19 protein-coding genes are annotated in these 21,692 nt (G+C 41.0%); 6 read left to right on the top strand and 13 right to left on the bottom strand.

The features are described from left to right. The first annotated feature begins 44 nt into the window (after positions 1 to 44). Positions 45 to 944, top strand: coding sequence for a hypothetical protein (locus WSC_RS0119190; protein ID WP_157447358.1), 900 nt, complete (start codon positions 45 to 47; stop codon positions 942 to 944). A 65-nt stretch (positions 945 to 1,009) separates the two neighbouring features. On the opposite strand, the gene WSC_RS0119185 is transcribed toward WSC_RS0119190, so the two are convergent. The 4 genes from WSC_RS0119185 to WSC_RS0119170 form a co-directional block, all read right to left on the bottom strand. After that, positions 1,010 to 2,263 (bottom strand): NAD(P)/FAD-dependent oxidoreductase, encoded by a 1,254-nt coding sequence (locus tag WSC_RS0119185; protein WP_016957577.1) that lies wholly within the window; start codon positions 2,261 to 2,263, stop codon positions 1,010 to 1,012. 31 nt (positions 2,264 to 2,294) lie between these two features. Then, positions 2,295 to 2,603, bottom strand: a complete 309-nt coding sequence (locus WSC_RS0119180; protein ID WP_016957576.1) for a 2Fe-2S iron-sulfur cluster-binding protein — start codon at positions 2,601 to 2,603, stop codon at positions 2,295 to 2,297. Positions 2,604 to 2,617: 14 nt separating this feature from the next. Next, positions 2,618 to 3,781: a cytochrome P450 gene (locus WSC_RS0119175; RefSeq protein WP_016957575.1), complete on the bottom strand. Its 1,164-nt coding sequence runs from the start codon at positions 3,779 to 3,781 to the stop codon at positions 2,618 to 2,620. A gap of 339 nt (positions 3,782 to 4,120) precedes the next feature. Continuing rightward, complete coding sequence (locus WSC_RS0119170) at positions 4,121 to 4,651, bottom strand: hypothetical protein (RefSeq protein WP_016957574.1); 531 nt, start codon at positions 4,649 to 4,651, stop codon at positions 4,121 to 4,123. Positions 4,652 to 4,798: 147 nt separating this feature from the next. On the opposite strand from WSC_RS0119170, the gene WSC_RS0119165 reads away from it, so the two are divergent. The 3 genes from WSC_RS0119165 to WSC_RS0119155 are packed head-to-tail and all read left to right on the top strand — an operon-like array spanning position 4,799 to position 7,369. Next, on the top strand, positions 4,799 to 6,175 hold the full coding sequence (locus WSC_RS0119165) for a deoxyguanosinetriphosphate triphosphohydrolase family protein (RefSeq protein ID WP_016957573.1): 1,377 nt from the start codon (positions 4,799 to 4,801) through the stop codon (positions 6,173 to 6,175). Continuing rightward, positions 6,168 to 6,947: a hypothetical protein gene (locus WSC_RS0119160; RefSeq protein WP_016957572.1), complete on the top strand. Its 780-nt coding sequence runs from the start codon at positions 6,168 to 6,170 to the stop codon at positions 6,945 to 6,947. The genes WSC_RS0119165 and WSC_RS0119160 overlap by 8 nt, the downstream gene beginning before the upstream one ends. Continuing rightward, entirely contained in the window at positions 6,944 to 7,369 is a 426-nt protein-coding gene (locus tag WSC_RS0119155) for a hypothetical protein (RefSeq protein ID WP_016957571.1), read from the top strand. Before WSC_RS0119160 ends, WSC_RS0119155 begins: the two co-directional genes overlap by 4 nt. Here the strand turns inward: WSC_RS0119155 and WSC_RS0119150 are convergent. From WSC_RS0119150 to WSC_RS0119135, 4 genes are all read right to left on the bottom strand, one after another. Next, entirely contained in the window at positions 7,343 to 8,386 is a 1,044-nt protein-coding gene (locus WSC_RS0119150) for a M14 family metallopeptidase (protein ID WP_016957570.1), read from the bottom strand. The two genes, WSC_RS0119155 and WSC_RS0119150, sit on opposite strands and share 27 nt — an antisense overlap. Then, a complete protein-coding gene (locus WSC_RS0119145; RefSeq protein WP_016957569.1) occupies positions 8,377 to 9,852 on the bottom strand; it encodes a glutamate-cysteine ligase family protein in 1,476 nt (491 codons plus the stop codon). Before WSC_RS0119145 ends, WSC_RS0119150 begins: the two co-directional genes overlap by 10 nt. 108 nt (positions 9,853 to 9,960) lie before the next feature. Further along, the gene (locus WSC_RS0119140; RefSeq protein WP_026016956.1) at positions 9,961 to 11,664 is read right to left on the bottom strand and encodes a protein adenylyltransferase SelO; all 1,704 of its coding nucleotides are present in this window, start codon (positions 11,662 to 11,664) and stop codon (positions 9,961 to 9,963) included. Positions 11,665 to 11,672: 8 nt separating this feature from the next. Continuing rightward, positions 11,673 to 12,293 (bottom strand): MarC family protein, encoded by a 621-nt coding sequence (locus tag WSC_RS0119135; RefSeq protein WP_016957567.1) that lies wholly within the window; start codon positions 12,291 to 12,293, stop codon positions 11,673 to 11,675. Positions 12,294 to 12,462: 169 nt separating this feature from the next. On the opposite strand from WSC_RS0119135, the gene trmB reads away from it, so the two are divergent. After that, positions 12,463 to 13,185, top strand: a complete 723-nt coding sequence (trmB, locus tag WSC_RS0119130) for a tRNA (guanosine(46)-N7)-methyltransferase TrmB (protein ID WP_016957566.1) — start codon at positions 12,463 to 12,465, stop codon at positions 13,183 to 13,185. A gap of 10 nt (positions 13,186 to 13,195) precedes the next feature. On the opposite strand, the gene WSC_RS0119125 is transcribed toward trmB, so the two are convergent. Both WSC_RS0119125 and WSC_RS0119120 read right to left on the bottom strand, forming a co-directional pair. Then, complete coding sequence (locus tag WSC_RS0119125) at positions 13,196 to 14,599, bottom strand: sugar porter family MFS transporter (protein ID WP_016957565.1); 1,404 nt, start codon at positions 14,597 to 14,599, stop codon at positions 13,196 to 13,198. Positions 14,600 to 14,702: 103 nt separating this feature from the next. Then, positions 14,703 to 15,824, bottom strand: a complete 1,122-nt coding sequence (locus tag WSC_RS0119120; RefSeq protein WP_016957564.1) for an ABC transporter ATP-binding protein — start codon at positions 15,822 to 15,824, stop codon at positions 14,703 to 14,705. 128 nt (positions 15,825 to 15,952) lie between these two features. Here WSC_RS0119120 and WSC_RS0119115 point away from each other — a divergent pair, with 128 nt between their 5' ends. Next, positions 15,953 to 16,927 (top strand): substrate-binding domain-containing protein, encoded by a 975-nt coding sequence (locus tag WSC_RS0119115; protein WP_157447357.1) that lies wholly within the window; start codon positions 15,953 to 15,955, stop codon positions 16,925 to 16,927. Here the strand turns inward: WSC_RS0119115 and WSC_RS0119110 are convergent. The 3 genes from WSC_RS0119110 to gtfA form a co-directional block, all read right to left on the bottom strand. After that, positions 16,924 to 18,909 (bottom strand): methyl-accepting chemotaxis protein, encoded by a 1,986-nt coding sequence (locus WSC_RS0119110; protein WP_016957562.1) that lies wholly within the window; start codon positions 18,907 to 18,909, stop codon positions 16,924 to 16,926. The genes WSC_RS0119115 and WSC_RS0119110 overlap by 4 nt on opposite strands. A 5-nt stretch (positions 18,910 to 18,914) precedes the next feature. Next, the gene (locus WSC_RS0119105; protein ID WP_016957561.1) at positions 18,915 to 19,856 is read right to left on the bottom strand and encodes an ABC transporter substrate-binding protein; all 942 of its coding nucleotides are present in this window, start codon (positions 19,854 to 19,856) and stop codon (positions 18,915 to 18,917) included. A gap of 176 nt (positions 19,857 to 20,032) precedes the next feature. Next, on the bottom strand, positions 20,033 to 21,505 hold the full coding sequence (gtfA, locus tag WSC_RS0119100) for a sucrose phosphorylase (protein WP_016957560.1): 1,473 nt from the start codon (positions 21,503 to 21,505) through the stop codon (positions 20,033 to 20,035). Positions 21,506 to 21,692: the final 187 nt, after the last annotated feature.

The raw sequence follows: 21,692 nt of genomic DNA, 5'->3' as shown, positions 1-21,692 counted from the left end.
AACTATACTCTAGTTGGAATATTCATTTATTGTTGGAGAACTATGTGTCAAAGCTAAAACAGTTTTTGCTAATTTGCATGGCCTTAGTGCCATCAATTAGCTTTAGCAATTCGCTTACGATAGACATTGCAGTTAATTCAGACCAACAGCAAAAGTATTTGCAGTTAGTTCAACAGCAAAACTGTCAAACTGTTAACCACTACTCCCATCCCGCCGCATATAGGCTATCACTAGAACTACTGATTATTTGTAAAGCATTAACCTACAGCCAGCTCGATTTCAATTTTAAATTTTTTGATATTCCAAACTACGCCAGAGCACTAAAAGAAGCGGAGAGAGGCAATGTGGTGATGTCGGCAACAACTGTATGGCAAGACGACATGGACACAACAAGCTTTCATGTGACCAGTGCGGTCTTTCAACCAGGACAATTTATTAAAGGGTTATTTACCACCCCAGAGTATAAACAACAAATTGAACTAAAGCTGGCGGGTTTGCCCCATGCACACAGCGAGCGTGTTATTTTACATACTCTGCGTAACTATCACGTATTGTCATCACGCCAATGGTGGCACGATTGGGCCATGTTAGAAAAGCTTGAATTACCGGCGGTTAATGCCTCGCAAGACAATACCTTGTGTTTAATGCTTACTGCAGGAAGAGCACAACTCTTTATTGGCGAGTTAGTCATGGTAGGTCCAGAGCAAACCAGTGTGCCTTGTGAAAGCGTAAATTTGGCACCAATTGAAGGGATTAAGTTTGTTTTTCCAATCTCACGCCATTTTGCTGTGTCAAAGCAGCATCCATACGGTCAGCTTGTATTTAACGCACTGCAAAAAGGACTAGCTCAGCTACAGCAGCAAGGGGAAATTGAGTTAATGCTATTTCCAACTGAAAAAATTAGACAAGATCTTAAATCTAGAGTTGATTTATATCCGCACTGACTTTGATTAAAAATCCACTAAAAGATCAAGAAGTGCTATTTAGCACCTCTTGTCAACACATTAAACTAACGAACCTGAACTCTGGATAACAAGTTAGCTGGTTTAAATTCGACGCTGGCATCAACTAATTTAGCTTTATCAATTTGCTCACCCGATTTAATAAACTTAGTGGCAACTACATAAGCTTTTGCATTGTTTACTGCATCTACCGCCAACAATTCATCGCCTTTAAAATACCAAACTGAGAATTTGTTCGGCTCGTTTTCGTCACGCACCAAAATATCTGTATAACCTTGAGATAAACCAACCATCTGTAGTTTTACATCGTACTGATCTGACCAAAACCAAGGCAAAGTATCGTATTCAACTTCTTGTCCACAGATAGATGCGGCCGCCACTTTTGCTTGATCAACCGCATTTTGTACCGACTCCAAACGAATAAATCTCTGGTAATGCGGATTGTAGTGATACGTACAATCACCAATAGCATAAATGTTCTCATCACTTGTTTGCGCTTGAGCATTTACTTTAATGCCATTGTCTATCTCAATACCCGCTTGCGCGGCCAATTCAGTATTTACGCGAATACCCACACCTACAATAATAATATCAGCTGGGTAATGAGTACCATCATCACACTGCACAGAGTTTTCGCCATCTGTGGTTTCAATACGCACGACATTTTTACTGGTAGCTACTGTCACACCATTATCAGCATGCAAGCGTTGAAAATAGTCAGACATATAAGGTGCGGTAACACGGGCTAAAATGCGTTGCTCTCGCTCAAGCACTGTAACTTCGCCGCCGAGCTTTTTAAGTGATGCTGCGGTTTCTAAACCTATATAACCCCCACCAATAATCACCACACGCTTTTGCGCTGAATGTGCAAATGCTTGGCGAATATTTTCTACATCCTGCGCTGTACGTAACGGATACAAATTCGAAGCTGAATCTAACCCCTCAATTGGTGGGATAAAAGGTCGTGCACCAGTGGCAATAACCAATTTATCAAAAGCAACTTGCTCGCCATTTTCAAGTTGAAGCACTTGAGCTGTGCGCTCAATGCTGCCCACTTTCACACCTAAATTCAGCCCAATATCGTCTTTTTGATACGTCTCTGCTGCTTTGAGCAAATTTTTATCAATTGCATCCGCACTGGTTAAATACGCCTTAGATAAAGGGGGTCTGTGATACGGTAAACTTGGGTCGGCATCAAACAATTTTATACTGCCCTGCCAGCCTGCTTTTCTTAATGCAAATGCAAAATTAACCCCAGCATGACTTGCACCCACGACCACACATGTTTGATTTTCTGACATAACTTGCCCCCTTTTCACAAAGATTAAACCACTACTTAGCTACGTGTAAAACCACACCATCTAACTGCTCAGACACCTCAATTTGGCAGCATAAACGGCTGTATTCATTAGCGTCGTCATCTAACTCCAACATGTCTTGCTCAATCTCGCTCGCCGGCCCGGTTTTAGCAAAATGTTCTGGCGCTACATGTACATGGCAAGTTGCACACGAACATACGCCACCACAATCGCCGTCTATACCTTGCACTCCATTTTGCACTGCAAGCTCCATGACACTGCCTGAAGTTGCTTCTAATTCAATTTTTTCGCTATCACTGGTAATAAAAATAATTTTCGCCATGGCTTAGCTACCTCTTATCTTGGGTTAAATTTTACGTTAATGCTGTCAAAACCAACTTTGCGTTTAAATTGGTCTAAGTCTTCAATGTTTTCTTTCGCATTTAAAATATCGATTGAACCGACTTTAGCCGCCAAAGTTTCTAATAAAATATGCATAATTTGTCGTGCATGGGTCGCGCCCAAACAATTATGATGGCTAAAACCAAAAGCCACATGTGGATTAACCTTGCGGTCTAATACCACTTCATTCGGATTTTCAAAGGTTTTAGCGTCACGATTGGCGGAAGCCCAACATAAAGAAATTCGGCTATCGGCTTTAACATCATGCCCATGTGGACACACTTTTGTATCTTCAGTGACTACACGTCCCATATGAGTTAATGGTGAGAAGTAACGAATTAACTCTTCCACCGCTCGGTTGGTAATTTCAGGTTGATCACGCAGGCGTGCCAACGACTGAGGATGATCAGCAAAATAAGCAATCGAATTGGTTACCGCATTAATCACTGTGTCACGCCCACCAGCAAAGGTTAAAATCATCACGCCTTTAACCTCTTCTTTGCTTAGTTTGCGGCCGTTAATTTCAGAATTGAGCAACACTGAATATAAATCATCGGTTGGATTTTCTGCTGCTCGCTCAATTTGAGCATCTATGTAATCGTACAGAATAGAAGCTTTATCGCCGTCTAAAGCTTCACCTTCGCTTCTAAATACATGTGTGCCCCAGCCTATCCACACGTCTGATTCTTGGTATGGCGTATTTAATAATAAGGTTAACGCGCGCGATTGTAATTTAAGTGAAAACTCACCAACCACTTCAACGTCATCTTGTGTTAATACTTGATCAACTAAAGATTCAATTTGTGCACGCAATTGGGCACGGTATTCATCTTCCAACGGACGTTTAAACCAAGGCTCTACAATTGCGCGGTAGTCGCCATGCTCTGGTGGGTCGACTTCAAAAGGAATTTGTCTAGTATCGCGGATCTTGACTTCCGACGGCACCACAATACGACCAGGCTTAGCGCCAGACTGAAAGGTTTGCCAATTGTGTGCACATTTACGCACATCTTTTAAACCCAGTACCATAGTGACAGGATCGTCTTGATCCTGCATTTTGCCAATGCCTTGCTCATTACGCGCTTGTTCAAACGGATCTGCAAATTCACTTCTTTTCATCAAACTCACCCCAACTAATCAGCGCGATAATCTAAGCGCCGAATTTGTTAAATAACTGTAACCATTATAGGAAAGTAAAATTAGAAAAATATGCAGCTTGATATTTAAAAATGTCAGATTCTTGCTGTATTTTGTAAGGGCATATTGTGAGGATAAATCTACATAGCGGTAGATTTAGAATCAAGACAGGTTTGGGGCATTACCCACCGCAACGAAAACAAGGTTAAAGTGAGCATTCAAGCAACAACAGCTCAAGTGTTAAACATCAAACAAGTTTAATAGCCATTTGCTGCTACCGACTTGTACCATAAAAGTGATACAAGCTGTTGATATTTAAACTTAAAACAGCGTAATATCACTCTCATCTTCTTGTCCTGAGGCTTTTTGTTGGTCTTTTTTCTGCTGCATTAATGCTATTGCTTGGTTAACCGACGCCCCTTGCATTATGTAATCGTACACTTCTTTTTCATCTACTAAGCAGTATTGCTGTACCAGCTTTTCGCGTAAGTTTGACCAAGGGGCAGCTTTTCGGATCATCTCCTCCATGGCAAGTAAGTCTGCGAGCTCTTCCAAACCGGAAGATACATGCGCCAAGCGCTGAGAAAGCCTATCGTAAAATTGCAATGCAATAATGGCCTTTTTAATTTGTTGGTTCATAGCTTCAGTCGCTTGGGCGGTTTCTTGACTATCCAGTTTATTTTGCAGCGCTTCACATTGCGCTGACACTTCACTGCAAAACTCTATGACCTTACCAATAGAGACATCTCCGTCAGATAAACCTAAATGAATTTGTGCCACAGACAACGACAATAATCGAGCGGTTTCGGCGCGAAAACACGCTGGTGATGAATCCGTATCCGACTGGTCCATATCATCTCCTAACTTTTGAAATTTAGGGCATTTTTTTCAGTATAGAAGACAGCTAAACAGCACGCCAATTAATTTGTTAATGAAATAGCATCTAGCCAACAAGAGTAGTATTCTAAATAATCAATAAAGTGCAGGGTTAAGCAAAATATGTTGAATTGGGATTTACTTTTAAACGGCCAACGCCGCAAAGACAGACATGGCAGCGGCAGTACAGTTTTATCTGCCAATGGCAGAGTTGAGTTAGAGCGTGATTATGATCGTATTTTATTCGCAACCCCTACCCGGCGTATGGGCGACAAAACCCAAGTATTTCCGCTAGAACGTAACGACAGCGTGCGCAATCGCCTAACCCATTCGCATGAAGTGTCTAGCTTAGCGCGTAGCATAGGCATTCGTTTAGCTTTTGATTTTAGTGAACAAATTTTTGGCAAAGACGCAGATAAAGACATTGAACGCTGTGTACCAGCACTGTTAGCGGCAATCGGCCTAGCCCACGATTTAGGCAACCCACCTTTTGGTCACCAAGGCGAAAAAGCCATTCAAAACTGGTTTAAACGCAACGAAACAAAAGTATTTGGTGAATCAAAACATCCTGATAGCCATGACTTTTTGGGCTTTGACGGCAACGCGCAAACTTTCAGATTAGTCACACGCTTACAAATTCTCAATGACACTTTTGGTTTAAACCTCACCTACGCGACTTTAGCCTCTATGCTTAAATACCCGGTATCGAATAAAGCGGCGAAACCATTAGGTTGGAAAAAAGCAGGATATTTTGCTTCTGAACAAGCCATTGTTGAAGACGTTTGGCAACAAACCGGCTTAGCCGAAGGTTTACGCCACCCCTTCACTTTTGTCATGGAAGCCTGCGACGACATCGCCTATATAGTGCTGGACGCAGAAGACATAGTTAAAAAAGACATAGCTTCATTTTCTGACATAGTTGACCACCTGCAGCATATGAACCCTGACGACACTGTGACGCAAAGTGTCTTAACTGCCGCAAAAAGTAAAAATAAAGAATTTAAAAATGCTGGTTTAAGCCCAAAAGAACTCAATGATGTATCAATGCAAATGTTTAGAGTGTATGCCATTAGCGCTATGGTTAAGGCGATACTCAATACCCTAGTAACCGACATCAACAATATTATGTTAGGGCAAACACCCGCAAGTTATACCTTGTTAGATACCAGTGAAGCGGCACAATTTTGTCAAGCAATGCGTAAATTTGACTATGTGCATGGTTATCGACATAAATCAGTGTTAGAGCTTGAACTCAAAGGCAATAACTACATATCCGGCATTATGGATATGTTATGGATAGGCATAAGCAACGAAGGGCAAGATAGTTTATTTTCACAATATGCCTATCAGAGATTATCCGAAAATTATCGCCGTATATATGCTGAATCAGAAATGAGTGATAATTATCGCAAAGCCCAACTTCTGGCAGATGCAGTTTCAGGGATGACCGACAGCTACCTGATTTATTTGCACGACGAGTTAAAAAACCTCCATGGCTAAAATCGCGCAATCTGACGTTATCCTCAAAAAACGTTTGCAGCGTTTTTTTGACCAGCACAACAATAGTGGTCGTCAACAGGTTAAACAAATCGTCAATACGTTAAACCAGCTAGGTACTGTATATCTGTTTGGTGGCGCTATCCGCGATATAGCTTTGCAAGGCATACGCAATTTTTATGGCGACTTAGATTTTGTTGTTGACTGCAATGCACAAAAGCTCAAAAGCTTAATGCAAGGTTTTGCCCAAGATATGCCAGTGCACTTTAATAAATTTGGCGGCTATCGGCTGTATTGCCAAAAATGGTATTTAGATGTGTGGCCACTTGAACACACTTGGGCATTTAAGCAACAGCTAGTGAAGTATCAAGCGGTGGAAAGCTTATTAAAAACCACAATTTTAAATTGGGATGCGATTGTCTATAACACCCAAACCCAGCAACTGATCCATAATGATGATTATTTTGCGGCGATTAAAACCGGTACGTTAGACTTACAATTGGCCGATAATCCAAATCCACTCGGTGCTTATGTGCGAATTTTGCGCTGTATTGTGCATAAACCCGTGCAACATATTACCGCCGAGTTATATCAATATTTGCAGCAACAACACCTGTTGTTTGATCAAGCACAAGTAATTGAATATGAAACAGCTCATTATCGTCAATGTTATTTGACCGAGATAAAGCCAAACATTTATCATGCATTTTTTGCTGCCCCGTCAGCTCCACTACTGGCGAATAGCCTGCAACAAAGCAATTTACACTTATTATGAAGCTTAGATACATTTTTGGAATTGGCATTCCATTATTTGCCGTTTTAACAGGTCTGTCGTTTTATTTTTATTGGCAAGACAACCACCTAGTTTTAGCCCAAGTTGAAGCGCAGCAAACACAAGCAGCGCTTGAATTTGCAAAAAACAATGATCAAATGGCTTGTTTAAGTCAAGTGATCCAACAAAGTGAAAACTGCCGAGAAGCCAACTGTACGGTCGGCTTGAAAGTATTTTTAAGCCACTGTATTCAACATGCAGAGAAAAATGTTAATTTGTGTGACGGTGTGCCAGAGCAGCACGACTACTTAGCAAAAGTAAGTTGGTCAGTGTCGGTTTGCCGCAAAGCCAAAGTGCGTAATGGCAATTGCAGCAATATAGTTAATGAAATACCACAGTTATGTGCCGCTGGCACCAGCTTGTAAATCCTCACAAAACGCATAAAACAGGCAATCATTTAACGCAATTCTATGGTTAGTGGTTGCCATAAATATACGCAATTTATGCCGAGTTAATATCTGGCCGTCTTGGCAATAAATAATGCTGTCGGACTGTACCTCGCCCGCTTCATTCCGCACAGTAAAAGGTGCACAGCCAATATTTGACCAACCAATTAAACAATCGGCACGAGTAATCCCCATATTGTGCTGTTCAATATCTGAAACTAAAGTGACGTCTGCATCAGGGTCATTTTTATCGGCAAAAACCATTTTGGTTTTAGGATCTAACTCCAAGCGCAGTGGATGTTCAACAATATCCACCAACATATAATGATGACCTGCAAATAAATTATCTGCCATCAAAAATTCATGCACACCTTGATAGGCCATCTCATGCGCTTGTTGGTCTCTCGCGCCACCACATTCAACCGTCACTATCGGACAATTAAAATTTTGTTCCATTAAAGAGCCAAGTGATAAACGTGTATACATCATGGTTTGACAAAAGAACGAGGCTAACGCTTGCACTTGCATATCTATCCGAGTTGCCACACAAAATGACGGACTAGTACCAGAAGTATTGTGCATATCAATCACAGCTTCGGCTTTCACTTCATTGATAGCTTGTAAAATACTGCCTGCTCTTTGAGTAACCGAAGCATCTTCTTTATTTAAATTAAAACACCTATTTAAATCATGTACATCGTCAACATATCTATTGGTAAACACAGGTTGCTGCTGCGCTGCTTCAACCGAACAAATCACAAAACGCACATTGGTCATAGGGGTAATTTTGCTTTGCAAAAATCTATGCACTGCAATAAAACCCGAAGGCTCATTGCCATGCACCAACACACTGACAACCCTTGTTCTATTGGTGATATGCCCTTGCATATCAATCACAGTAGGGCCGTGTAAACTCAACAACCATTCGGTTGGGTCTGCGGGTAAATGTAAATTTTCTGCATGGGTATAGCGTAATTTTTTTAATGTTATTGCCATGGTCGCTCCCATTGATGCACTGGCGCACCTGATACACTTTGTTGCTGGTAAAACTTCAACATCTCAATACAAGCATAGTGCCTATGTTGCGTTTGCTCAAAATAATGCAGCGCGGCTTTTTGCCAATTTGCACCTGTTGCATTTTGTTCTACCCGTCGCTGAATAATCGCTAAATAATGTTCAGCTTCTGCATTACAAATACCTAATAAAATCAGCCCAGTTTTGGCAATTTCTAATGAGTTCAACACCACTTGTTTAATAGGTTGGTGAGTCACGTGGTATTGTTCAACGTCTGGCCAATAAATGGATGCATTTAAACCATGTTGCGCTGCGCGGTAAAAGTTATTGTCGACTATTTCAAACGGCATAATCGCCGAATAAGCTTCCATTTGCTGACTCAAACCATAAGCTAACCCAACTGAAAACGCCGCATTGGCAACCATATCTTCAACCGTAGGCCCTGCGGGTAATGCACGAAATTCAATGCGGATATGCCCTGTTGCTTGGTGGCAATATACAGGCCTGTGCCAATTCCATACTGTGCCCATATGCAAACATAATTCAGATAACTCGGGTAAACCTTCACCTTGATGTGCTGGGAATAAGTTTGGTAAGAGTACTGGGTAAAGTGCAACTGCTTCGGCATATAAACTCCAAGCACTTTGTTTTAACCAACCTAAACCTAAATTGACCCGTGCTGGTAATTGGCGCGCGACTAAATCACGTACGCGACAATCTAATACCTGTTTAAGTAAAGCAATACGTGTTTCGTCCCAAACCACTTTACCTAAAAAAATTGGCGAATTGCCACTAGCAGCCGTGACCAAAGCTTGGCTCAACATAGCCGCGTTATACACATCAACAAAAGCGCCTGGCGGTACCATCATATGCACTTGAAAAGATGTATTCGCCCCTTCGGCGGTTACATCCTCCACTTGCATATGTACATCCTCTTCACCATGAATATCTATTTGAAAAGGAGCACCACGGTTAATTTTTAATTGATCAACCAAAATATGATAGCGCTCTAAATCTGTCATATTTTGTTTGAGTAAATCATTTGGCCTAAGCGTTGGCAGAATACCTATAGCGGTTGCGTGGGTACCTAAATCACGACAACAATCATTTAACTGAATCAATCTCTGGTTCATTTGCTGCGCCATATGGCTAAAAGCTTTATCGTCTAACGAGACAGGTGGAACATTAAGTTCAAGGTTGTACTGATTAATTTCGTGCTGAAAAACCGAGTCGTGCAACTTGGCCAAAACTTGCTGATTACTCAGTTGGCAGTGGCCTTCGGAATCTGTGAGGTAGAGTTCAAGCTCGGCACCTAGTTTTAACGAGGCTTGGCCAAAATTAGGCCGCGCCATTATTAATTTAAGTTCGTCGAGTTGTTGGTGCAGCCTTTGTTTAAACTGAACAAAATCTTCCGGCGAAAAACTTTGTTTGTTGACGTTTTGTCCCATGCACTTGCGCAACCATACTTGCTTTAGCTTGTTTAATATTTAGCCAAGTAGAGCATTTTTGCAAGTTTGCGATAGCGCAGCAATAAGCTGCGCTATAGCCAAATGAGTTTATGACGAGCAGCTATAGTGACTAATTCCGCCTACGCCAAACAAAGCTTGCGGACGTAATCTATAATACTTATCTTCTAGTTCTTTTGATTGTTCAGCATATGGGTTAGACAACACCTGCTGAAGCTCAGCTATTAACGAATAATCACCGTTGGCAGCCGCCTGATAAGCAGGCACAACTAGCCATTCTCGCCAAGTAAATTTAGGATTAACCGCTAACATTTTTTCGCGCAAAGCTGCGGTATTTTCATCAGCCTTAACCGCCACACGCCATTTTTGTAGCCACTGTTGCCATTGAGCTTCTAGCTCATCTGACGCTTGCGCATAAAAAGATTTTTGCAAACGAGTGATATCTTGTGGCACATGCGAAAGCTCACGGAAAAACATATTGTAGTCTACCTGTGTTTTCACCATAAGTTGCAGTAGCTCAACCAAGAGTGCTTCGTCAAATTGCGCCAAACCTAGTTTTGCAGCCCACATGGCTTCCAACTTTTGATGCATTAGGTGCGAAAAACCTGCTTGAACTTCTGCGAGTTTTTCTCGCGCATCAGGCTGATTTTGCAAAACTTGCTCTAAGCTTAAACAGAACATGGCAAAGTTCTTTTCTGCTGCCACAGGCTGATTGAAAAAGGCAAAATGACGACCACCACCTGTCCATGGTTGGAACATGGGCTCAAACAATTCACAAAAACCAAAGGGGCCGTAATCTAGCGTATAACCACCGGCTGCACAGTTATCCCCATTAAAATTACCTTGGCAAAATCCAACTCGCATCCAGTTAGCAACCAACGCGGTTAAACGCTCGCGAAACTCACTGGCCAGTAGCAGCACTTTGTCGGCAAATTCAAGCTTCGGGTCTATTTGTTGACTGTATTCGCGGTCAATTAAATGCTGAATAATCAGCTCAAGTTCTTCTAATGCTTTATCATATTCATTCACGCGAGCGCGGCGGGCGAATAACTCTATTTGACCAACGCGCAAAAACGACGGTGCAACTCGGGTAGAAATGGCTACTGGATTAGCCACCATAGTTTCAGGATCGTGTGAATGTGAACCTTCAAAATACCAAGGGCGATCAACCCTTTCTGTTTTAGACACAAACAAACTCAGTGAACGAGAAGTTTCAATGCCTAACGCATACATGTGCTCTTGCGCGAGGAATTCGCGCACGCTTGAGCGCAACACAGCTCGGCCGTCACCACCGCGACAATAAGGTGTTCTGCCCGCACCTTTTAATTGCATTTCCCAGCGTTTGCCCTGACTGACTAACTCCAATACAGAAATAGCGCGACCATCACCATATCCATTGCCGGTTCTAAACGGGCATTGCTGAGTATATTCAGTGCCATAAATTGACAGTGCATAACCAGTCGCCCAACCAACTGGCGACATCGCCTGTGGCATTTGCGAAAGATCACCAGAAAACATGCGGACAAAATCAGGATCTTGCGCCAAACTATCGTCAAACGCTAATTCTGCAAATAGCGTTTGGCTGTGCGCTATATATTCAGCATCAGCAAGCGGCGTTGGTTTAACCGGCACATAATGGCCAGAAAAGACCTCACGGGGATTATAATCATCACCAGATTCTGTTGCCTCTGGATCTGCAGTTAAAAAATCTAACAAGGAATAGTCAACCAACTGCGCCAATTGCGCAATGTTGGTCACTTTGTTGTGGGACTTATCCGAGTGTCTAGAGCACATAAGATAGACTAACCATTTACTGAACTATAGTAAGTGAATAAACCTGATAACACGGCGTTCATAGCAACTGCCGACAATATAAGCCCCATTACTCGACTAATTACACTCGCACCGGTTTCGCCAATTAATTTAACAATCTTATTGGCTGCTAGCATTAGTACTAAAGTAATCAACAAAATAACGAGTATAATGCCGGTGGTTATTGTTTGTTCCACCAGTGAGAATCTGTGATTATCTGTCAGGAGCACAGCTGCCATCATAGCACCAGGCGAAGCGATTGAAGGAATAGCCAGCGGAAACACTGCGGCATTGTGTGCTTTATCTACCAGACCTAATTCTTGTTCCGGTTTGCTATCACCAAAAATCATTGTCAGTGCGAATAAAAACAGTACAACACCACCAGCGACTTGGAATGCTGGCAATGGGATATCCATCGCATCAAGTAATATTTCACCAAGCACAACAAAAAACACCAACACCAATGCCGCGATAACAATAGCTTTTATTGCGACTTTGTTTTTTTCTGCGGTGGTTTTTAATGCAGCTGTTACTGCAATAAACACAGGAATAGTGCCTATGGGGTCAATTACTGCCCATAATAAAACAAATTTGTGAACTAAGTTGTCCATCAAAACCTCAACTATATTCATAAAGAGCAATTTTAAACGTTTAAGCCCTTATAAGCTAGCAGCAAAAGCAACAAGTTTTTATCGGCAAATAAATAAACTACTTGCACTCAGTTGCTGGATCACAATAATGTGCGGTTTGATATTTAAACCAATAAAAGTTCTGAATCCCATGACCGACCAGCCGCAAGACAGACTCGAACAAGCCAAAGAAAAAGGCCGTTTTATTCGTGAAGTTAAAAGTTTTGTAACCCGCCAAGGGCGTTTAACCAAAGGCCAACAAGCGGCAATAGACGAATATTGGGATCAATACGGCTTAACTCACGAACAAGGTGCGTTTGACTGGCAAGTTATATTTGGCAATAACAACCCTGTGGTATTAGAAATTGGTTTTGGCATGGGCGCATCCTTGGTTGAAATGGCCAAAAATGCTCCAGAAAAAAACTTTGTTGGTATTGAAGTGCACTTGCCGGGTGTTGGCGCCTGTTTAAAAGATGCGACCACAGAAGGTGTAAAAAACTTACGTTTAATCAACCATGATGCAGTCGCAATTTTAAAAGACTGTATTGCTGACAACTCTCTTAGTTGTGTGCAATTGTTTTTCCCTGATCCTTGGCATAAAAAACGCCACCACAAACGCCGTATTGTCCAAACAGAATTTGCCCAACTGTTAGCGCAAAAACTCACAACAGGTGGGGTTTTCCATATGGCGACCGACTGGGAAAATTACGCAGAACATATGTTGGAAGTGATGTCGGCACAAGCAAACTACAAAAACCAATCACCAAGCGGTGATTATATGCCACGCCCAGAGCATAGACCGCTAACTAAATTTGAGCAGCGCGGTCATAGACTTGGACATGGCGTATGGGACTTAATGTTTGAGAAGCTTTAATCGAAACGATTTAGCGCTTTAACTCAAGCGCTAAATCTTCTAACGACTTACCTTTAGTTTCAGGCATCATAAATTTCACCCAAACTAGCTGCAGCAACATCATAAATGCAAAGAAGTAGAACACTGTAGATGCTTCAAATGCAGCCAGAGCTGTTGGCATTAATAAACTAATTAATGCAGCAAATACCCAATGCGTACCTGACCCCAAAGCTTGCCCTTTTGCTCGTACCGCATTCGGGAATATTTCTGAAATAAACACCCAAATAACCGCACCTTGACCAATAGCGTGCGACGCAATAAACATAAAGACAAAAAATACTACAACCGCACCGCCTATGTTGTTGGCAAATGCCCAAGCCACCACAGCTAACGAAATAATGTAACCTAATGAGCCTATATACATTAAGCTTTTCCGCCCTGCTCTATCAATGAGCCACAAACCTGCCATAGTAAATATGAGATTAACTAAACCTATGCCAGCTGAAGACAATAATGCACTGCTAGAGTCTAACCCTGCCATAGAAAACACTCGCGGCGCGTAATACAAAATAAAGTTAATACCAGATAGCTGGTTAAAAAAGGCAATTAAAAACGCCAACAAAATGGGTAATTGATACACTGAGCTAAATAACTTTTTAGGCTCAGATTGTTTTTCTTCAACTATGTCTTCAACTTCTTGTTCAACATTGTGATGCTCTAGCTCTGACAAGGCATTTTTTGCTTTGGCTAAATCGGCTTTAGTAGATTTTGATGCTTGTATCTCGCTGATGATCTGCTCAACATTCTCTTCGCCTATTTCATTGAGAATTTTGCGGCATTGACTAATATCGTCACGATGAATCGCCAACCAACGTGGACTTTCTGGTACTCGACTGACAAACATTAGGTATAACAAGGCGGGTAAGGTTTCTATACCCAACATTAAACGCCAATCCCAGTCGGCTACACCAGAGATAAAATAATTAGACAACATAGCCACTAAAATGCCGAAAACAATTTGGAATTGATACAAAGCAACTAACTGGCCACGGCGTTTAGCAGGTGCTACCTCAGATATATAAGCAGGTACGGCAACCGACGATATACCAACACCAACCCCACCGATAAAACGCAAAATGGCAAATGTATAAGGGTCTTGCGCAATTGCAGAGCCGAAAGCAGACAAGGCGTACAAAATACCAATAAAAATAAGGGTTGGTTTACGGCCAAATTTGTCACATGGATAACTGCCTGACAAAGCACCAATTACAGTGCCCCACAGCGCTGAAGAAACAATCAGTAACCCATGCTGCATAGGAGATAAGTTCCACAAAGCTTGGATTTTTTGTTCCGCACCAGAAATAACCGCAGTATCAAAACCGAATAAAAACCCGGCTACCGCGACTGTTATCGACCAAAGTAGTAGTTTTGGCATACATTTACTCTCAATTTAATTACACTCCAACCATTATAACAACGTTGTCTTATTTAACAAGTTAGATATTAAAAATTAAAATTAATCTAATACTGACGTAAAATTAATTACACCTGCTGCCGCTTGCCTTATCAAAAATGTGGCAATGTCTGGTTTCTATATACAATAACCAAGTTGCCGGCGTTAGTGCCTCAGCATCAAACTGTTTTTGTACTTTGCTAATAATTTGTGTGCCAGCATAGTCAAAATATAATATACATTCACTGCCAAGCTGCTCATATGAAGTCAGCTCAGCTTCAAGTGTACAATAACTTTTAGCCGAAGATTCAAGCGAAAGTTGAACATGCTCGGGGCGAAAGGCTAATTCAACTTCTTGCTGTTCCTTAACGGAACAAACAGCTAATGTTATCAACTGTTCACTCGCAGTTAATCTAATCGAGATGTTTTCAGAAGATATGGCTGTGACCGATGCAGCTAGCATATTGATTTTAGGTTGACCCAAAAATTGCGCTACAAAGCGATTACAAGGCTGGTTATATAACTCAAGCGGCGTACCAACCTGTTGCAAATTGCTATCGGTTGCGAGCGATAACGGAGCAAATACTGCAATTCTATCTCCGAGCGTCATGGCTTCTTGCTGATCGTGTGTAACATAAATCATGGTTGTGCCCAGCGACTGATGCAATTGTTTGATCTCTTTTCGAGTTTTGCTTCTTAAATCAGCATCTAAATTACTTAAAGGTTCATCCAACAAAAATAACTGTGGTCGCTGCACTATACAGCGGCCAATCGCGACTCTTTGCTGCTGCCCACCCGATAAACTAGCAGGTTTCTGCTGCAATATATGTGCAATTTCAAGTTTGTTTGCAACCTTGTTTACCCGGTTGGCGATAAGTTTTTTATTTATCCCCTTTTGTTTTAAGCCGAAAGATAAATTTTCAAAAACAGTCATCTGCGGGTATAAAGCATAATTTTGGAAAACCATGCCGATTTTTCGTTCGCTCGGAATAACTTGGTTCATCAAGGTCTGTCCAAACCACAGTTCCCCGTCACTGAGTGGCTCTAATCCTGCAATTAGCCGTAACAAAGTGGTTTTCCCACACCCAGAAGGGCCGATAAAAACAATAAGCTCGCCAGATGTTATTTCTAGGTCGATATTTTTTATCGTACTGTTTTCACCCAAAGCATAGGTCTTAGATATGTTTTTTAATGTTAGTTTTGTCAAAGTACTGCCTTAGATTTACCACCAAGTGTTATCAAGCGAAAAAACAACGTTATTTACGCACTTACAAAAACACATTCCATCAACTAATATTTAGAGTAATATTTGCTCAAACACTATCAGGCCACCACATGTCACCTCTACTCTCTGTTGCATCTAGGATAGTAGCTTCGACCAAAAACTTCACGGTTTTAATCGCTGTGTGTGCCCTTATCTTCTCGTGTAATATTCAGAGTAAATGCTTAGTTATGGTAACCGCAGGTGGTGGCCATACCTTTTGGCGTGCAACAACCTTAGGCGCGCAACAAGCTGCATCCGATTATGGTTACCAGATCATATCAAGAGGAACCTATGAGTCCACCACTGCCAGTGCACAACTGTCCATTATTAACTTTTTCAAAAACTATGCGTGCGAAGGCCTGATCCTCGCACCAAATGAAAAATCAGTTGTTGACGCACTTATACAAGACTATGATAAACCGATAATTCTGATTGATCGTAAACCCGAGCATAGCCAACTGCCAGTGGTAAAAACAAACGACTATTTTGCTGGCGAATTAGCAGCTAAACAACTTATCGAGCTTTCGCAACAAACGATTGATTTAGCCATTGTAATCAACAATCAAACCGAAGCACATTTAAATCAACGCGCCCTTGGTTTTACCAATCAATTAAAACAAACCTTCAGTTCAGTTAATATCAAACACTTACATTCTGGTCGGTCTGTCGGCACCGCTAGAGAAATCATCTTTCATGAAAAAGCGTTAATTCGCAAAGCACAAGTGATATATGCTACCAATGAGCTAGGCAGTTTAGCCATTAATCAAGATCTCGCAGAAATATCCAATATTAAAGTTGGTTTTGATTGCCACCCAGCACTGATTAAAGCAACAACAGATAATAAAATGCTCGGCTTTATCAGCCAAAATGCCTTTCAAATTGGCTATGCTAGTGCGGCTAAACTCATCAGTAATATTGAGTCTAAAGCCACACTTTCTAGCTTATACCTTAAACCAATTTTTATCGATTACGCCTTTATCCAAAAGCTGCCAGAAGCTAATTGCCAAGCCATTTACCAACACCTAGCACAAACTTCCGTCAATTAACGGGTGGTAAACTTAGCGGTTAAACCACGTAAAGTATGTGCTCTCTCAACCAAGTCTTCGGTTTGTTTTACATTGTCATTAAATTCAGCTTTATTGTCGTTAATCTGCTCCGCTAGTGCTGCAATATTTTGTGCAATATCCTGAATGACAGTGCCTTGTTCTGTTGCTGACGTCGAAATAGATGCGCTCATATCTTTAATAATCGCCGCGGCATCACCAATTAAACGCATGTCCTTAGACAGATCATTGGCATCCTCAATCCTGGCCAAGGTAATTTCTGCACCTATGTCGACCATACTTTCCGCTTTTTGGCTTTCACCTTGCAATCGACTAACAATACTCTCTATTTCTTCAGTTGACCTTTGTGTTCGAGCCGCTAGTTCACGAACTTCGTCAGCAACCACAGCAAACCCTCGACCATTCTCACCTGCTCTCGCCGCTTCTATCGCAGCATTTAACGCAAGTAGATTTGTCTGCTCTGCTACCGCGCGGATAATCGCGACTATGCTGCTAATGTCTTCACTGCTTTGGCGCAGTGAGCGCACAATATTTGAAGCATCTTTCATTTGAATGCCTAGCTCGGTTAACTTGTCTGCATTCTGTTTAGATAAATCACGGCTTTGTTTTATCAGTCTATCTATATTGTCCACTTCTTTTTGCGTATTGATCGTGCGCTCTTCAATATGCACGGCCGAAGTTCCAAGCTCTTGTAACGCGGCAGACAAGGTTTCAATATCACTGCTAATTTTAAAAACTCGGTCTAAACTGCGCTGGTTATTGCTAAGCAAATTATCGCTCGCCGAATTAACACTTTGGCTGGTATGAATAACTTCCACCACCAACGCATTTAAATGTTCTGAAATGCTATTGAGCATTTTGCCTATGGTGCCAAACTCATCACTTGACGTTTTTGAGATATTTTCCGTTAAGTCGCCACTACTGACTTTTTGGCTAAATTTGGTTAAGCGCTTAATTGGACGGCGTATCCCCATCACCATAACAAAACTGATGATTGCCGTAACAATTACAGAGATCCCCCCTGCAATAATCAACCATTGGGTGGCCGATGCGTTTTGCTGTTTACTTTGCAGTGCGTTTTGTGAAGTTTGCTGGTTAATCCAATCGGCAAATTTATCAATCTTAGCTAAATCCATTTGCCACACTTGACGGTATTGCTCAAGCTGTGCAACTTGTTTGTCACGCACAGTTAAATAATCTACCGCAATTGGCAACATACCCTCTTGTGCCAGCAGAGATTTTTCCATCTTGTTGATTAATAGTGCCAAGTCACTGACCGAAAACATCGACTGATAAGTCAAAATCTCCAAATTGGTTTGCAGTGTTTTCATTGTATCTGACGCCGTTGGTATCAGTGTCGGGTACACTTCCGGATCTTGGGTAACCGCCACCATTTCAGTTAAGGCACGAATGCGATCTAAACCATCTTTAATCGCCATCAATGACGACAACCAAATAAAACTTTGGCTGTTTAAGTTTTTCAGCTTCAGCTCAACCAGCTCATTCACTTGTAACCAATGTTGTAAAAAATCTGCCTGTTTGTTTTGCAATTGCACATCCAAAGATAAAGCTTGTCGATTAACTAAAATCAGTGCTTGCTGCGCGTTTAGATTTGGCTGAACATCAGATAACTGCATATCATTGTTAGTAAATAGCAACTCAGCTTTATTTAGCAGTTTGCGCGTTAGCTGCTGCAAATTTGTATCATCTTGTTTGAGCTGCTGCTCTAAGCCGTTTTGTTGATGAGTTGAGCGAGCAAGATAGTGTTGTAAAACCTTATTGTCCAACTGCTGAAAGGTTTCACGCATATCAGCTAAATTGAGTAATAGCTCAGTTGCGTGTTCGGAAAATTGATCAAATCTATTGCTAATCGTTTGACTATTTTGCACACCCGCGGCTATCACCACTAGTATGACCAAAGCTAAAAAACTAAAAACACTGGTGATTTTAAATTGTAATGTCATAGTTTTTACTCCGCCCAACCTTTGTACTGCATCAGGTTGTTTTTATTAACTAAACTTGGGTCTATTAAAAATATTTGCTGTGAGAGTTTTTTACCCTGTTTAAGTTGATAACCTAACTCAACGGCTTTTTCAGCCATTAAATCAGGGTATTGAGCAGCAGTAGCACTGACCAATGCATTGGCATTTTTTAACGCATCCTGCATGATAGGTGCACCATCAACCGATGTGATCACCAAACTACGTTTACCACGATTCTGCGCTTCAAGCTCAGCACCGATTGCACTAGGGTCGTTAATTGCAAACACACCACTTACATCAGGATAGCTAGCTAAAATTATTTTCATAGCTTGTTCACCACCTGCTTGGCTGCCTTGACCTTGCGCTTCTATTTGTAACAGCTGAATACCGCTAGCTTGCGCAATAGCTTGTTTACATCCTTCTACCCTATCAACTACAGCAGATACATTTGGGCCATTAATTATCGCGATTTTGCCAACACCACCAAGTTGACTAATTAGATGTTTGCATGCCTGAAATCCGGCTTTAACATTATCAGTGGCGACCGTTGCTACAACCCCTTCAGCCGCAACATCCACCGCGATAACTTGAGTACCTTGTTTAATTGCTTGTTTTATATCAGGTGCTAAAGCTTGCTGATCTGCGGCGGTTATCACCACAATATCTGCGTTGCGTTCAACTAACTGTGCTAACTGCCAACGTTGTCTATCTAACGAATAGTCGCTTGCAACCACCAATATATTTGCCGTGCCATTGGTTAATTCATCCGCCTTGCGCTTAGCACCTTTAACTATCTGCAAAAAAAATGGATTACTCAGGTCGTTGATCGCCACGCCAACGGTTAAATTTGCTAACGACTTTTGGCTATATGCCAAAATACATAAGCCGACTATCAGCAAAAAATGATTAGTTAACTTTTTATAACCCATTGTATACCCACCTTTCATGCACTTGTTAAAAAATTGTTCAATGAGTATAAACAAGATAAACAACGTTGTCACCAATAGATAAACAATTAAATTGTAGCGAACTAGTATGAAGGTTAAAGCAAACAGCTAAAGTTATTTAAGCTTTAGCTGTGGTTTATTTAAGCGCAATAAAAAAGTTATTGATTTAGTATTTGCTGTAAATCAAATACTTCTTCTTTGCCAATATCAGACAAGAAAATCGCAGCACTGTTGTCGGTTAAGTCAACCGTTAGTTCAGCTTTGGCATGCTCTTTTGTCCAACACATTTGCAGTTTAGATTTATCAGCTTGCATCACAAACTCACCATTAAATGCTTCACTGTTGTTTCGAATTTTAATTAACTTAAACAAAGCTTGAGTAATGTTTTTGTTAACTAAACTATCAACTTTAGCTGTATTTAAATATGGGCGATTAATATCCCGACCAACTTTGCTTTTTTCCAATAAAGCCATATCATTTTCATGGCACAACAAGCCTGTGTAATAAACTTGTGGTGTACCAGGTGCAAAAAACTGGATAGCTCGTGCAAGTAAATAATCAAAGTTATTCTGCGCGAGTGCGTCGTAATAAGTACAATTTACTTGGTATAAATCGACATTGCTGGCGGCCGCGCCCGTAGCTAATCGACTTTGACCTTGGCTATTGTTATGAATTTTTTCAACCAGCTGATCAATTTCATTTTCATTCAATAAGCCAGCTTTGCCCGCCATAGGGCCAACATCAATAATGCCAATGCCATCATGTGTGTCTAACACTGTAATACAGTTTCTTGGTGAAACTTTTAACCATTTGACCAACGCAGAAAAATCTTTGCTGAATATGCTGTGCAACACCAAAGGTGGCAATGCAAAGTCATATACGCGGTCTACTTTTTCTGCAATTTCAATTTGTGTTTTATAGTAAGAATGGATCTCAACCAAAGTCTGTATGCCGAGTTCACTTGCCTGTTTAGCCAATTGGTTAATAAACTCAAAAGTCTCCTCAAGCATAAAGCAGCTAGAACCAGCTTTTTTAATTGCGTAACCCGCAGCATCTAAACGAATGATATTGACGTTATTCTCAGCAAACTTAGTTAAAATATCCGTTAAATACTGTTTCCCTGCAGCTGAATGCACATCAATGTCAATTTGATTGGAGGTAAAAGTGGTCCAAAATTCACAAGTTGTGCCATCCGCCAAAGTATATTCAGTGAAACAACTACCAGGGCGTGGACGGTATATTTTTGCTCTGTCTTCATCAGACAAACCATTCGGAAAAACTTTATCTTTGGTTAAGAACAAGTCCCAATATTTTGAATTACGACCGTTTTTTAACACATCTTGGAAAGCTTCTGATTGAGCTGACATATGATTAACAATTAAATCAGCCATAGTGTCAAAACTGTCACCTATGTTGGCAATGTCACTCCAGTTACCTAAACGACTGTCTACTTGTGTGTGATCAATTGGATCAAAGCCAGCGTCACTACCGTCAATTGGATAATAAAATGGTAACAAATGCACGCCAGCAAACAGCGATTCAAATTGATTGGTTAATAACGAATTTAGTCCTTTTAAGTCGCTGCCGGAAAGTCTGTCGGCATAGGTAATTAGTTGCACATTATTTTTCATAGGGATCTCAGGTTAGTTAAAAACTCTAATTAAAAACTCATCTTAATCGTTTAAGTTAAATTAAAGTATATTTTTAAAATAAAATCAACACATAATTTTTTATCCAAATAATTAAACACTTAATAAATTATAAATATGGGGTCGCCAAACTTAATGTATTAAGACCCTGTAAAAACTGGTGTTAAAG

The sequence above is a fragment of the Catenovulum agarivorans YM01 genome (assembly GCF_000281085.1).
GTDB lineage: Bacteria > Pseudomonadota > Gammaproteobacteria > Enterobacterales > Alteromonadaceae > Catenovulum > Catenovulum agarivorans.
Note: the sequence above shows the minus strand (reverse complement) of the source record. Positions and strands in the feature narration are given on the sequence as shown.